General features: G+C 39.1%; 13 protein-coding genes. 6 read left to right on the plus strand and 7 right to left on the minus strand.

The genetic code is table 11. The features are described 5' to 3' along the window. The first annotated feature begins 3 nt into the window (after positions 1-3). A complete protein-coding gene (locus tag NSP_RS21220; protein ID WP_006196064.1) occupies positions 4-1,395 on the plus strand; it encodes a 2-succinylbenzoate--CoA ligase in 1,392 nt (463 codons plus the stop codon). On the opposite strand, the gene NSP_RS21225 is transcribed toward NSP_RS21220, so the two are convergent. The 4 genes from NSP_RS21225 to NSP_RS21245 form a co-directional block, all read right to left on the minus strand. Then, positions 1,378-1,851 carry an acyl-CoA thioesterase gene (locus NSP_RS21225; protein ID WP_006196065.1) on the minus strand — a complete coding sequence of 158 codons (474 nt, stop codon included), beginning with the start codon at positions 1,849-1,851 and terminating at the stop codon, positions 1,378-1,380. The two genes, NSP_RS21220 and NSP_RS21225, sit on opposite strands and share 18 nt — an antisense overlap. 81 nt (positions 1,852-1,932) lie before the next feature. Next, on the minus strand, positions 1,933-3,021 hold the full coding sequence (locus NSP_RS21230) for a T3SS effector HopA1 family protein (RefSeq protein WP_006196066.1): 1,089 nt from the start codon (positions 3,019-3,021) through the stop codon (positions 1,933-1,935). Between the two features lie 35 nt (positions 3,022-3,056). Beyond that, positions 3,057-4,319 (minus strand): aminoglycoside phosphotransferase family protein, encoded by a 1,263-nt coding sequence (locus NSP_RS21235; RefSeq protein ID WP_006196067.1) that lies wholly within the window; start codon positions 4,317-4,319, stop codon positions 3,057-3,059. 717 nt (positions 4,320-5,036) lie between these two features. Continuing rightward, complete coding sequence (locus NSP_RS21245) at positions 5,037-5,414, minus strand: TMEM14 family protein (RefSeq protein WP_006196069.1); 378 nt, start codon at positions 5,412-5,414, stop codon at positions 5,037-5,039. A gap of 30 nt (positions 5,415-5,444) precedes the next feature. On the opposite strand from NSP_RS21245, the gene NSP_RS21250 reads away from it, so the two are divergent. The 4 genes from NSP_RS21250 (at position 5,445) to NSP_RS21265 (ending at position 8,886) form a co-directional block, all read left to right on the plus strand. Further along, positions 5,445-6,812, plus strand: a complete 1,368-nt coding sequence (locus NSP_RS21250) for an ATP-binding protein (protein ID WP_006196070.1) — start codon at positions 5,445-5,447, stop codon at positions 6,810-6,812. Positions 6,813-7,022: 210 nt separating this feature from the next. Continuing rightward, positions 7,023-8,270: a tellurite resistance TerB C-terminal domain-containing protein gene (locus NSP_RS21255; protein WP_006196071.1), complete on the plus strand. Its 1,248-nt coding sequence runs from the start codon at positions 7,023-7,025 to the stop codon at positions 8,268-8,270. Beyond that, complete coding sequence (locus NSP_RS21260) at positions 8,257-8,568, plus strand: PIN domain-containing protein (protein ID WP_006196072.1); 312 nt, start codon at positions 8,257-8,259, stop codon at positions 8,566-8,568. Before NSP_RS21255 ends, NSP_RS21260 begins: the two co-directional genes overlap by 14 nt. A 102-nt stretch (positions 8,569-8,670) precedes the next feature. Further along, positions 8,671-8,886, plus strand: coding sequence for a toxin-antitoxin system HicB family antitoxin (locus tag NSP_RS21265; protein WP_006196073.1), 216 nt, complete (start codon positions 8,671-8,673; stop codon positions 8,884-8,886). 64 nt (positions 8,887-8,950) lie between these two features. Here the strand turns inward: NSP_RS21265 and gor are convergent, their stop codons facing one another. Both gor and NSP_RS21275 read right to left on the minus strand, forming a co-directional pair. Further along, positions 8,951-10,306, minus strand: coding sequence for a glutathione-disulfide reductase (gene gor, locus NSP_RS21270; RefSeq protein ID WP_006196074.1), 1,356 nt, complete (start codon positions 10,304-10,306; stop codon positions 8,951-8,953). 288 nt (positions 10,307-10,594) lie between these two features. Beyond that, positions 10,595-11,125 (minus strand): peroxiredoxin, encoded by a 531-nt coding sequence (locus tag NSP_RS21275; protein ID WP_006196076.1) that lies wholly within the window; start codon positions 11,123-11,125, stop codon positions 10,595-10,597. Between the two features lie 192 nt (positions 11,126-11,317). Between NSP_RS21275 and NSP_RS21280 the strand changes: the two genes are divergently transcribed. Beyond that, a complete protein-coding gene (locus tag NSP_RS21280; protein WP_006196077.1) occupies positions 11,318-11,734 on the plus strand; it encodes a Fur family transcriptional regulator in 417 nt (138 codons plus the stop codon). A gap of 48 nt (positions 11,735-11,782) precedes the next feature. On the opposite strand, the gene NSP_RS21285 is transcribed toward NSP_RS21280, so the two are convergent. Further along, complete coding sequence (locus NSP_RS21285) at positions 11,783-14,041, minus strand: hybrid sensor histidine kinase/response regulator (protein ID WP_006196078.1); 2,259 nt, start codon at positions 14,039-14,041, stop codon at positions 11,783-11,785. Between the last annotated feature and the right edge of the window lies 1 nt (position 14,042).

Here is a 14,042-nt window from a genome sequence, read left to right on the forward strand (position 1 = left end):
TAAATGTCTATACAATCACCTATATTTTATTTAAAACAAGTGGTTGAAAGTGATTTTATCATTGGTGACAATAATCATCAATTTCAGCAAATAGCCTCAGAATTATATTTAGAACTACAGCAATTATTGGTTTCTGGAAATACTCCAAAAATTATCTTAGCAGAACGGGAACCAATGCGATTTCTTGCAGGTTTTATTGCTGCTTGTGCTGCTGGTTTTCCAGTTTTCCTGTGTAACCCCGACTGGGGAAAACAAGAATGGCAACAAGTTTTAGAATTAGTACAACCTGATATAATTTGGGGACTAGAAATAAAAATATCTCCTCATAACATTTCTAACCATTTCCCATACATCATGATTCCCACAGGTGGTTCATCGGGAAAGATTAAATTTGCTATTCATACATGGGAGACTCTGATAGCATCTGTACAAGGATTTACCGAATATTTTCAGCTAACCCAAGTCAATTCTTTTTGTGTGTTACCGCTATATCATGTTAGTGGTTTAATGCAATTTATGCGTTCTTTTACCACTGGAGGTAAATTAGCGATGCCTTCGGCTAGCGTAGCTATCGCACAATTTAAAACTTTAGCATCAAGTCCAGAATATCAGATTAAACCAGAAGATTTCTTTATATCTTTAGTACCCACACAATTACAACGCTTACTCGAAAAACCTCAATTAACAGAATGGCTATCCCAATTCCAAACTGTACTTTTAGGAGGTGCGCCAGCATGGGAAGAACTGTTAGAAAAAGCGAGATTTCACCGTATCCGTTTAGCACCAACTTATGGAATGACAGAAACAGCCTCTCAAGTTGCCACTCTTAAACCCGATGACTTTTTAAATGGTAAAATTAACAGTGGTCAAATTCTCCCTCATGCACAGGTAAAGATTCGCAATCAACAAGGTAAAATTTTAAATCCCAATCAAACCGGAAATATTACCATTCAGGCGCAATCATTAGCCCTGGGCTACTATCCGCAAACCTGGGAAAATCAGCATTATTTACAAGTAGACGACTTAGGATATTTAGATTCAGAAGGTTATTTAAATATTATCGGACGTAGCAGCGACAAAATTATCACAGGTGGAGAAAACATTTACCCAGCCGAAATTGAAGCCGCAATCAAATCAACTCAAATGGTAACTGATGTTTGTATAATCGGCTTACCTGATAAACACTGGGGAGAAGCAGTAACAGCCATTTATATTCCCAAACATCCCCAGATTTCCCCCCTAAAACTGCAAACAGAACTCACTCAAAAACTCAGCAAATTCAAAATTCCCAAACACTGGATTTCCGTAACCACCTTACCCCGAAATCCCCAAGGAAAAATCAACCGTCAACACCTGCAAAAAATCGCCACCGAATATTTACAAAATCTCTCTTGATTTTCTTCTCTCCGCGCCCTCTGCGTCTAAAGCCCTGGGGGCATACGCTGCGCGAAGGCGGTTCGTTTCTAACCACTGAATCATCTCAGCCGATAAATCCTGCTTACTTCTACTAACCGCATCAATACAAACGTGTCTAGTAACAGCCTTAGAAACTAGCACATTTTCAACCATTATTTCATAAGTAACTTCAAACTTATTCACACCTAACTTGTGAGGAAATAAATTCACTTCCAACTTATCCCCGCAGAACATCGGGCGAAAAAAATCCACATTAGCGTGAACAACAGGAAAAGCCACAGGTGGATGAGTAAAAAACGCTTTGAGATGGATATTAGATGCTTCTAGAGATGCTTCATAAGCTTCATGACAAATAGACAAAACATTAGCAAAATAAACTACTCCAGCAGCATCTGTATCTTGAAGGTGAATAGTCCGGTTATAAGTAAAAGACATTATTTATTAGTTCGTAATTAGCAAAGCCCACTTGATAATAATAAAACACAGATTAACATCAAATAAATTACGAATTACGAATTACTTCAAAGGTTGGTATATATCCTCAGAACTAGGGTTGAGATAAGGACGCTGTAAATCAATCAAATGTTGGGAAAAATGTTGATCAATCACCCTCATGCGTTCCTCCATTGCATTTTTACCCTTTTCCCAAGCTTCCAACAAAGCATTAGCGACAATTTGACAACGGTTCATCCCAAAACTTTCCTGTGCGGCAAATTTTTGGGTGGGTTCTTCAGCTAAACTCAATCCTGGGGCTAAAAATTTGGTAAACAAAGGTATTTCCGGCTGAAAATGAGATTGATATTCTGTATAAACAACCTGAAGAACTTTGCGAATTGCGGGATAATCCTGGCGTTCAAAATAAAGTATACCTGAATCATAGCGTCCGTATGCAGCCGGATTATGGAGAACCTGAAAGGTGAAAGGAATATTAGCGGTGTTGAGTCGCTGCGTCAGTCCATCCATGCAGGCGATCGCACCAGATGAGGTAAAATTAAAATAGATTCTGCCTATACCCAAATCCACATCTGGATTACCTTGTTTTTCCTGTCCAACATTGCTAACTGCTAAATAACAGCCCTTTTGAACTCGATTTTTAGGCATCCAAATCGCCACTGATTCCCCCACTTTAGCAGATTTTTTACTCGGTTTAAAATGACAGTCTGGCTCAATATATACTGTCAAACCGCCTTTAGTTACAGCCATACTACCATCCGGTTCCAGACTCAAAACCTGCCAACTGGGGTCAAAATAACCTTTACCGTGATTGCTAGTTTGTAGTTGTTCGTAAAATTCCCAATCAACATCCAAAATCGAATTAGCTTCTAAAGTTTGGTATCGTAAGCAATGAGCCGTTTCGATATTAACTGCTAAAGTACTTTGTAGAGAACCATTGTAATAGATACCGTACAGAAAATTTCGCAGTAATAGATTCAGATATTTATGCTGTAAAGCCGCCGGATTTTGTTTAAATCTATCTGCGACTTTCGCTGGTAAAGCAAACGGTTGATAATTGGGATGGTAAATACAGAAATTGGGCTTAATCTCGATATTACTAGCAATATCAAGTAGAGAAGTTAGCAATGGATTCATAGAATAATCTAGCATTAATTAACTCAGGATAAATTCAAAAAAAAGTTTAATTAACAACCCCGCAGGCGAGTCTTTTCGTAATAAAGAGGAACCAATTGCTGCTCTTTTTTAGGTTGGGGGAATTTATGAATGTTTGCCAAAGGGTTGACAATTTTATCCTCAGAAACCCCGAAAATACTCAATACAGATTGTTCGGGGATGGTGAGGAGATTTTTCGCAATCTGAAGCATACAAATGTCATGATTGCCAAAGTATTTACGAACCTTAATGGTTTCTTGAATTTGATTAATTAGCGCCAGTCCTGTAAACTGGATGATTCGGACAATAAAATCACTCCGGTAGTCCAAAATCATGGGGAAAGCATTCAGATAAGCCCGAATTAATGCCAGTAATGAAGGTTGCAGCACCTCTAAAGGTGTCATGGCTAAATGTAGCGATTCTTCTAATTTAATGGTAGGATCTACCACTAAACTGGAAAGCCAAATTCCTAAATAGCTGGCGATGAGAGTACCCAAATCAAAAGCTGGATCTCCCCAACCACAAGCTTCCCAATCAATCAATTTAATTAGGCAATTGTCTAGCTGATCCCAACGAGAATGAATTAAGATATTATTTAAGTTCAAGTCGTTGTGAGTTAAGCAGCAAGGTTGCCATTCATAAGCCAAATCTGCGATCGCTGATTCTAAACTCTCATAACCTTGATAGAGACGGTAAAATTTTAACGCCTCAGTGGGAACTGTACCAAATATTTCTGGGCTAATTGAATCTACCCCTTGCGCCGGATTGTAAAAGCTATAGCGAAACTGTCCTTCAGGCGCAGTCGCCATAAAGTTACGATATTCTCGCTGTTCAAAGGTAGCACGATGTAGTTCTGCTAATGTCGTACCAATGGCCGTAGCAATTTCTGGCGGAAAAATATCATTTTGGCGATAAAATCCACCTAGTTCGGAATATTCACTGAAATAATTACGAACAATGAGCGAATTTGACTCGTCAAAATGTAGTATTAATGGTGCGATGCCTGCGGCGGGCAAAGCCATCGCCGAAGTATTTCCTAAAACCGGAAACTGTTGCAGCAATTGATGAAACAACCACTCATTAAAAAACTCATGGGGAGTTCCATCATGTTCTTCAATATGACGTTTTTGTTTAACCAGCAGTTTTTGATTACCTGCTAAAGTCACAAGTAAATTTAAATTATGCTGGCTACTGTTCAGCAACTCATATTTGTTTGATGCTCCATCTTCTGAGCAACATAGACCTGCTTCTTGCAGATACTGGATAACATTTTGAGAAGACATTGATAATAACATATATTATGTCCTACTTCGTAAAAGTGCTGATAAAATTACCATTAATTGAAATGAATTTAGCTTTAGCAGTTTCGGTAGACAGCAACAATTGCTCCCATATATTAATATCTCATCTGTCAGATTAAAACCTGCCATAATGGCAAGATTACTTAAATTTTTACTGGAAATTACGCTGCCAAACCCTATAAAATCTATAAATTTATCTGCCGATAAACAGCCAATAAACAACTACCTGGAGATGGATATTATTCGATCTAAGCATTTATTTTTTATTGAGTATTTTACTTTTACTGATATAATGCTGCCAAATAATCTAGTCAGAGCAAAAATTAATCTCATTTTCAATGCGTCTAACCATTCACTAATTAGTATTCTCAACAGTTAGAGTAGAATCATAGAAATCTTCAACACCTGGAAAATTATATACAGCCTTATTTTTATTTATCATCACCAACTCAAAAAAACCGGATGTTTTCGGCATTTTCTCATTATTTTTTGTTTAAATAATAATAAATAGAGGAAAAATCAGTTTAATGTCACATTTATTACCCCAAATCTAATGAGGCGAAAAAGTGCAATGAAGGCGACCATACTGAAAAACTGGCTGCTCTCATGCTTAATATTGTGACAAAACTAATTTAATATAGTAGAAATGTATTGTAAAAAATAACGAAACAGAGGATAAATATCTGCGTAAAAACTGTAAGAGGATAATGATTACCTACCGATAACCAATTGATTCACCATTAACGTCAATGCCAACATACCCAAAATCACCATCAATCCCGCAGGCATAAACTTGCGTGTTTTAGCTAATCTCAATGCAAAGAAAATTACCAAAATTAAGGTAACTAAAACTGCTAAAATCGAAGCCCAGGCTAGACCTTGGATTTGCAAATAAGCAGCCAAAATTAGTAATAAACCACTAATCATACCACTGAAAAGCGAAACTTGACTATTAGCCTGAATGTAGCCGATGATGCCACCAATCACCGCTAAAATGCCATAGGCAAGTGCAGCAATTATACTTAAATTCATGGTTAAAACCTCTGTAGATTTGGATTTTGCTGCCAAAGTCGGCTGACAATATACCATAGTCCTTTAGCTACCTTACCCCGTTAATTGATGGATAATCCAGGAATGCCAAAAGTAACTAGTTCATCCTATAGCCATAGCCACGTTCAATTCCTCCAATGTCAAGCAGCATCACTTTTACTCTACCAATCTGTGATGTCAAGCGAAGTGGGGATCGCATTCCTTGACCTGTTGCAAGCTATACGCTACACTGATGCCGATGCACGGAGTTGTCTGAAAGCCTATGGCAGTTATTTTTATGCCTTAACTACTAGATATCAAAATTGGGAGGACTACATCATTACTCAAATTCTCACCTCTGATAATCCTTTTAGTAGGCTGGCTCAACAGCAAGATTTTGAAGATTTACCCCGTGCTTTAGTAGCCGCAGTTGAGCATGATTTACAGGTGTTGCAGAATCTTTATGAATGTAGCAGCGCTTCTTTGAGCGAGTGGGTACAAACTGTAGCTCATTTGCCAATTTCACCTATTGTTTGGTACAGAGAACAAAATGTCAGCATAGAGACAAAATTAATCGTGTTCCTACAAAAGTTAGATAATTGGGCTGATGCTGTACAAGAATTAGCAGCTTATTATCGCCAGTTCGGTACAGGCTTATTTGCAGAATATCATGCTTTGCGCTGGCAAGAAAGTAAATTTGTTGGCATTAAGCATCCTGATCCCATTCAGCTGAATACTCTCGTGGGTTACGAGTCTCAACAAGCAACTTTAATTAAAAATACAGAATTTTTATTATCAGGAGAGGTAGCGCTGCACATACTACTTTACGGTAGTCGGGGTTCGGGAAAATCTTCTTTGGTAAAAGCTTTGTTAAATGAATATGGACAGAACAATCTCCGCTTGCTGGAAGTCGCCAAATCTGATTTACATGATTTACCAAAAATTGTCGAACAGTTGCGGGGAGTACCACAAAAATTTATTATCTTTGTTGATGACCTTTCCTTTGAAGAAGATGATGATGCTTTTAAAGCACTTAAGGTAGTTTTAGAAGGAAATTTAACCGCACGTCCCCAAAATGTTGTTGTTTATGCTACTTCTAATCGCCGTCATTTAATTCGTGAGTATTTTGCAGATCGACCAACGCCTAAAGATAACAATGAAATCCATGCTTGGGATACAATGCAGGAAAAGCTATCATTTAGCGATCGCTTTGGTCTTACTCTCACCTTTGAACCAGCCGATCAGAAAACTTATGTAAAAATTGTCCAACATCTAGCAGCCCAAGCCAAAATTAATATTACCCCAGAAGATTTAGAATATCAAGCATTACAATGGGCAACGCGCCACAATGGTCGTTCTGGACGCACAGCCCGGCAGTTTATTGATTTTATCAAAGCAGATTTAGCATTATCTCAACCCAACCTAGTACAGCCAGATATCAATAAAACAAACATTTAAAATCCATGACAAGCCTGTTATCTAACCTTTTTTAATTGTGACTTATGCCTAGCAATAATAGTTATAAAATTAATTGGTTTGTGATAGGTTTTATGCTCTTGTCAATTGCACAAATACTTAAAAATAAACATTTTAAAATAATAGTAATGATTTGTAATGGCATTAACAACGACCTATTCTAACAACTCAACGACGCTAAAAAAAACCAATATGCAATCAGCAATGATCAGCAATCGATATATACTAGGCATAGTTGCCTTTAGTGTGAGTTTTGGCATTAGTCTCGTCCCCAACTGGGATTTGAATCAAGCCTTGATTACAGGTGTAATTACTATCCTTGCTACCTATGCAGCAGCGTTATTTACAGATAAGCGCCGCAGCAAATATGAAATGCTGATTTTAACTTCCCACCGCAAGCGCATTAAAGAAATGGAGGGACTTAAACTGCGGATAGTCAAAGAAATTAACCAAATAGAAGAGCATCGTAAATTATTATATGCAGAGTCCCAAAAACTAGAAAAACAAATATTAGATTGTCGTAATCAAAGAGATAGTTTACATCGAGATTTAGGAATATTTGCGGGACAAAAAAAGCAGTTAGAAACCGAAAGCATTAACCTAACTGCTGAAATAGCAACTCTCGAACAAAATCAAGCAGAACTGCATCATGCTTTTTCGCAACTCACAACAGAAAAACGTCGCCTGGAGTTGAACTGTAATACATCTCGTGCTGAAATTATGCAGTTGCAAAATAAAATTGGCGAACTCCAGCAAGAAAAACAAGAACTTGAGAGTAACGTCAGTCTGCTAGGTAGACTCAAACCCCAACTAGAGTCAAAAATGTATGAACTGCGAATTGAAACCCAAGAACTAGAAGCCGAGACTAACCAGCAAAAAGAATTTTTAGTATCTACAAAAACTGAAAGGGAAAATTTAGCCGAAAATCTCAATTACCTAGAAAATAAAATCACAGAAAAGCATTCAGAATTACAGCAAATAGAAGCACAAGTTTCCTTATTGCAATCAGAACGAGACTTGTTACAAAGCCAAGTTTGGGAATTACTCCAACAAACAGAAACATTAAATCCAGAAGCATCACCGGTAAATTTAAATCAAGATGCAAATGATGTATTTCCCTTTGCTGAATTAATTGATTCCTTAGATTCAATAGATAAATATGAAATTTTACCTGAAGAATGGAATAACTTTTTAGGAGTCCTCCCAAATGCGGAAATTCATGTGTTAAAAGCCATAGTAGAACAAGATAATCCCCAGGTAATCATTAAACAAATTGCCGAAGCCAATATTACCATGCCCAATCTATTAATTGATTCTATCAATGAACACGCCAATGATACTATTGGAGAATTAATCATTGAAACTAATTTGGAAAATCCTCAAGTGTATCCAGAGCATATAGTCAACGTGAGGAAAATGCTGGCTTGTGACATCTATTAATTTAAGTGTTATTACAATTGAGGAAATTTATTATGGTTTAACAGCAAAGCCTAATTCTAGAATCCAGAATTGGTTTGAAATCTTTCTAACAACGCACTGTAAAATTTTCCCTATTACTTCAGAAATTGCCAAGTCTGCGGGTGAATTGAGAGGTATTTTGAAGACTCAAGGTAAACCGCGATCGCAAGCTGATATACTTATTGCCGCAACAGCTAAAATACATTCCATGACTCTTGTTATTAGAAATATTAAGGATTTTGAGGGTTGTGGTATATCTACACTGAATCCATTTATTTGAATATTTCTCTGATTTCAGGAGTGCGATCGCCTTTACAAAACTTATGAATCTTTGGTACGCTTAGGCTAGCTCGTCGAAGCAGTTATTAGGAGTTAAACGAAAATGGCAACTTTAACTATTCGTTTCCCAGACGACAAGCACAACAGATTAAAAGAACTTGCTCAAGTCAAAGGTATCAGTATCAATAAGTTGATTGAAGAACTTTCTACTATCGCTCTAGCCGAATTTGATGCTAATACAAGATTTAAAGCAATGGCCGCAATGGGTAACTCAGAAGAAGGCTTAAGAATACTAGATAAACTTGACGCTCTACTATAGCGCCAAAAATGCCCTCAGATTTTAGTAAATCCAGGGCATTTCCAAGTTTATCAGCTAATTAGCTTTATCGCATAGTGACAAACTCTTCGGCAGAACTAGGATGGATTCCTACTGTGGCATCAAAGTTAGCTTTAGTAGCACCCATTTTAACTGCGATCGCCACTCCTTGTATAATCTCAGCAGCGCTGGTTCCTACCATGTGCGCCCCCACTACCTTATCGGTATTTTGATCAACCACTAATTTCATCATGGTTTTTTCATCTTTACCAGCTAAGGTATAATACATCGGTCGAAAACGACTGCGATAAACTTTCACCGCATCACCATATTCGGCTCTGGCTTCTGCTTCAGTCATACCAACAGTTGCAGCTTCTGGTGTCGTAAAGATAGCTGTCGGTATATTTTCGTAACTCATGGTGCGAGACTTGTTACCAAATACAGTATCAGCCAAGGCTCTACCTTCATTAATCGCCACCGGAGTTAAATTAATATTATCTGTACAATCTCCCAGTGCATAGATATTTTCTTCACTGGTTTGACTGTATTTATCAACTATAACTGCGCCATTCTTATCAAGCTGAACTTTAGTATTTTCCAAGCCCAATTTTTGTGTATTGGGTTTGCGCCCTGTAGCTGCTAAACTAACAGCATCAACAATTACTGTCTCCTCAGCATCATCATTGTTGCGAACAGTCACCTTTAGTCCTGAGTCAGTCTTCTCTATACCAGTTATTTCGCTATTATTGAGAATTTTGATGCCGTGATTACCCATTGCTTGCTGAATTTCAGTTTGCAAGTCTTCATCGAAACCACGCAAAATTTTGTCATTGCGGATTATCTGGGTGACATCGCTTCCTAGTCCATTCAGGATACAGGCAAATTCTGAACCAATATAACCTCCCCCCAAAATTACGAGGCGCTGGGGCTGTTCTTTGAGGTGGAAGATATCATCGGAGGTAATCGCATATTCAATTCCGGGAATATTTGGCTTCACGGGATACCCACCCACAGCTATTAAAATCTTGTCTGCGGTGACTTGGCGATCGCCTACTTTAACCGTATGAGCATCAATAAATGTACCATATCCCTCCAAGATTTCAACCTTGGATTTATCCAGCATCCCTTTATAAATGCCATTCAGGCGAGTCACTTCATTATTGACCGCCGTAATCATTTTTTCCCAATCTAGACTACTCTTGACTGCACTCCAGCCATATCCTTGGGAATCTGCCAACAACTCAGGAAAATGGGAAGCATAAACCATTAACTTTTTAGGGACACAGCCACGATTTACGCAGGTTCCGCCTAGTCTGTCAAACTCAGCCACCCCTACTTTAGCTCCATATTCCGCAGCCCTTCTAGCGGTTGCAATACCACCAGATCCTGCACCAATTACAAATAAGTCGAAATCGTAACTCATGTGTTGTGTCCCTCAATTTTTAAATTTTCAATATGGGGACTGAGGAAGAGGCAGAGGGGCAGGGGGCAGGGTGCAGGGGAGAAGAGAATAGGTTGTTAAGCAGTCGGGAGTGTAAAGTAATTCCCAACTCACCCCCGCTCCCCTGCTTCTTTCTCCCCTGCTTCTTTATCCCCGCTTCCATGCTCCCCCTCTTGTTCTAGGGATTGGGAAATAATTTTTTTATCCTCAATGTCCCAATATCCAACGACCAATGCTCAGTCCCTTAACATATTACACAGCAGCAGGAGTTTAAGCTTGTTTTAGGTAATTTAGCATGGTGTCTGCATCCGAAACTTCAAATGGATCGGTAGGACAGTTATCTTCATAACCAGCTTCAATGAAAATCTTTTCAATTTTGCCGTCATTCACGACCATTGAGTAACGCCAAGAGCGCAGACCAAAGCCCAGGTTAGATTTATCAACTAACATCCCCATCTTGCGGGTAAATTCACCATTACCATCAGGGAGCAGCTTAACATTTGTAGCGCCTTGTTGCTTGCCCCATTGGAACATCACAAAGGCATCATTTACAGATACACAAACTACATCATCAACTCCCAAGGCTTTGAATTGGTCGTAGAGTTCTTCGTAGCGGGGAAGGTGGGAGGTAGAACAAGTGGGGGTAAAAGCTCCTGGTAGTGAAAATACTACTATACGCTTACCAGCGAAAACATCTTGTGTGGTGCGGTCTTCCCAACGGAAGGGGTTAGGACCACCAATGGACTCGTCGCGCACACGGGTTTTGAATACAACGTTGGGAACTTTTTCGATAACAGCCATATTAATCTTGTGGTCAGTGTAGTTTTAATTTGTGATTGCGTTCTGCTCACTTATATCAGAATAATTCTGATATGCGAAAAATTCAATAGTTATAAATACTTAATAATTGGTTTTGTTCACATATAATACTAATTTATGACTGGAGGCGATTATAATAGGGGAATCGTTAAAATGTAAAATGTAGCAGCAGATATGCAGCAAGAGGCACACACAATTATTCAAACCTTAAAATCTAAGGGTTTGAGGGTGACTCCTCAGAGGTTCGCAGTTTATGCAAATTTGTTATCTCGGTCAGATCACCCCACAGTTGAAACCATCCTGGCGGATCTCAATAAGGATTTTCCAGTGTCGTCTCAGGCGACTATTTACAGTTCTCTACAAGCTCTCAGAGAAGTGGGACTTGTCCAGGAGGTTTTACTGGAAGAGGGGGTTTGTCGCTATGATGCCAATGTGGAACCTCATCACCATTTTTGTTGTCGCCGATGTGGTGCAATTGAAGATATTGCGTGGGAAACTTTCCAGTGTATAGATATGAAAAGTCTACGCCCTGGTATGCGTGGTGAAAGTTATGAAGTGACTGTTCGGGGTTGGTGCGATAGTTGTCCGTGAATGTTGTGGGGTGGTCATCCTGCCCGCCCTTGTGTCAAAGTGAAATAACTACTTAAGTATTTGCTGTAAAGACAGTAATAATTCATTGACAGTGTAAGGTTTTGGCAAAAATGTCTGTGTACCAGTGTCCATAACTTCTCCTAATTTAGTTTTGGACATCAGACCACTGGTAGCAATAATTTTCACTTGGGGGTTGATTTTTTGCAAAGTCCGAATAGCTGTGACTCCATCTAAGGAAGGTAACATCATATCCATGAGGACAGCACTAATTTTGTCTGCATATTTAGCATATAGTGCGATCGCCTCAATGCCGTCACTAGCAATTAACGTCTGATATTGGTGACTTTCGAGCGAATTTCTGGTGACATCCTGTATCGAAGGTTCATCATCCACAATCAGAATTAATTCCCCATGTCCTGTGGGTATTGCTACATCTTCAACAGCGAGGGTTTCCGTTCCCCCCACAGCTGGTAAATACACCTTAAAGCTAGTACCATTACCTACCTCACTATAGACATTGATAAAACCACCGTGGCTTTTAACAATTCCAATCACAGTAGAAAGTCCTAAACCTGTACCTTGTCCCACTGGTTTAGTAGTAAAAAATGGCTCAAAAATTCTATCTAAAGTTTCTTGCGGTATACCAACTCCAGTATCAGTAACCGTAATTACCACATATAATCCGGCTTCTGCTTCCAAATTCATCCGCGCATAATTTTCATCAACCACAAAATTCTCAGCAGATATACTTAAAATACCCCGATGAGGCATAGCATCGCGGGCATTGACACACAAATTCATTACTACCTGATGGAGTTGGGTACTATCTCCAGAAACCAGCCACAACTCATTAGGGATATTGGTATGAATTTCGATAGATTTGGGAAATGTTTCTTTGAGAATTTTGGCAATTTCCACAATCAAATGCCTAATCTGCAAAGTAATCCGCTTTCCTTCTACACCTCTAGCAAAGGATAGCACCTGCTTAACTAAATCTGCTCCTCTTTTGGCGTTGATTTCCAAAATTTCCAACAACCGTTTAGTCCGTTCATCAGCATCGGGGAATTTAAGCGGTAGTAATTGCGCTCCTGCCAAAATTGGTGTTAAAATATTATTCAAATCGTGAGCAATACCACTAGCCAGTGTACCGATACTTTCCAGACGTTGGGTGCGAAATAATTGTGATTCTAAACGCTTCTTCTCTGTAATATCTGTATCTACAATCAGAATTGACTTAGGCCTTCCCTGTGCGTCGCGTACCAAACTCCAACGACTCGCTACCAGAATTTCTTTACCAGTTTTAGTGATTTGAGTTAACTCGCCTTCCCACTTACCTTTAGTCATGACAGACAATAAAGCCTCGTGGTTTTCTTGCGCGGCTTCATTATCCAAAATATCACCAAAATTTCTGCCTACAGCCTCTTGAACTTGCCAACCATAGAGAGTTTCTGCACCTTTGTTCCAAAACTGAATCTGATTTTCTAAATCACACACACAAATTGCATCAGTGGTGATATCTAGTAAAGCCGCTTGTTCACGAATTTTGGCTTCTGAAAGCTTGCGTTCGCTGATATCAATACCAGCACAAGTTATACCGACAATTTCTTGCGATTCATTCCGTAATGGTTCCACAGTCAAGTCGTAATATCGAGTCCCCAGGGGCGTAGTGATTGATACTTCCTCTCGTATCCCGATGCCGTTAGTCAGTACACTATGTTTAATCGCCGTCAAACCTTGAGCATCTTTGTCTGGAATCAAATCACAGTCATGTTTACCCAACATATCCTGACTTGTCCATCCAGACATGGGATTATAAACCCAGGTGTAAGATAAATTTATATCTTGGTTGAAAACAAAGATTGGGGAATTTTTTAAAGCCACCCGAAAGCGTTCTTCACTTTGGCGCAGGGCATTTTCGGAACGTTGACGCTCAATAGCATAACGCATAGAACGTACCAGCAAATCGCCAGTCACTTGACCCTTGACTAAATAATCTTGTGCGCCTGACTGCATCGCTCGTAGTGCGAGGGTTTCATCATTTAAACCCGTTAACACAATAATTGGAGTAGCTTTAGTCTGACGAGCCGTACTGATAAAGGTGTCTAGTCCTTGGCTATCAGGTAACGAAAGGTCTAACAATATGACATCAAAGCTATCTCTCGCTATACATTCTAATGCTTCACAGAGCTGCTCGGCTGGTTGCAACTCCACTTTAGCTGTAGTTACTTCCTGTAATAACTCTTGTAGTAAAAAAACATCACCAGGGTTATCTTCGACTAACAAGACTTTAATAGAATTTCCTGCCATT

This window comes from Nodularia spumigena CCY9414 (assembly GCF_000340565.2).
Classification (GTDB): Bacteria; Cyanobacteriota; Cyanobacteriia; order Cyanobacteriales; family Nostocaceae; genus Nodularia; species Nodularia spumigena.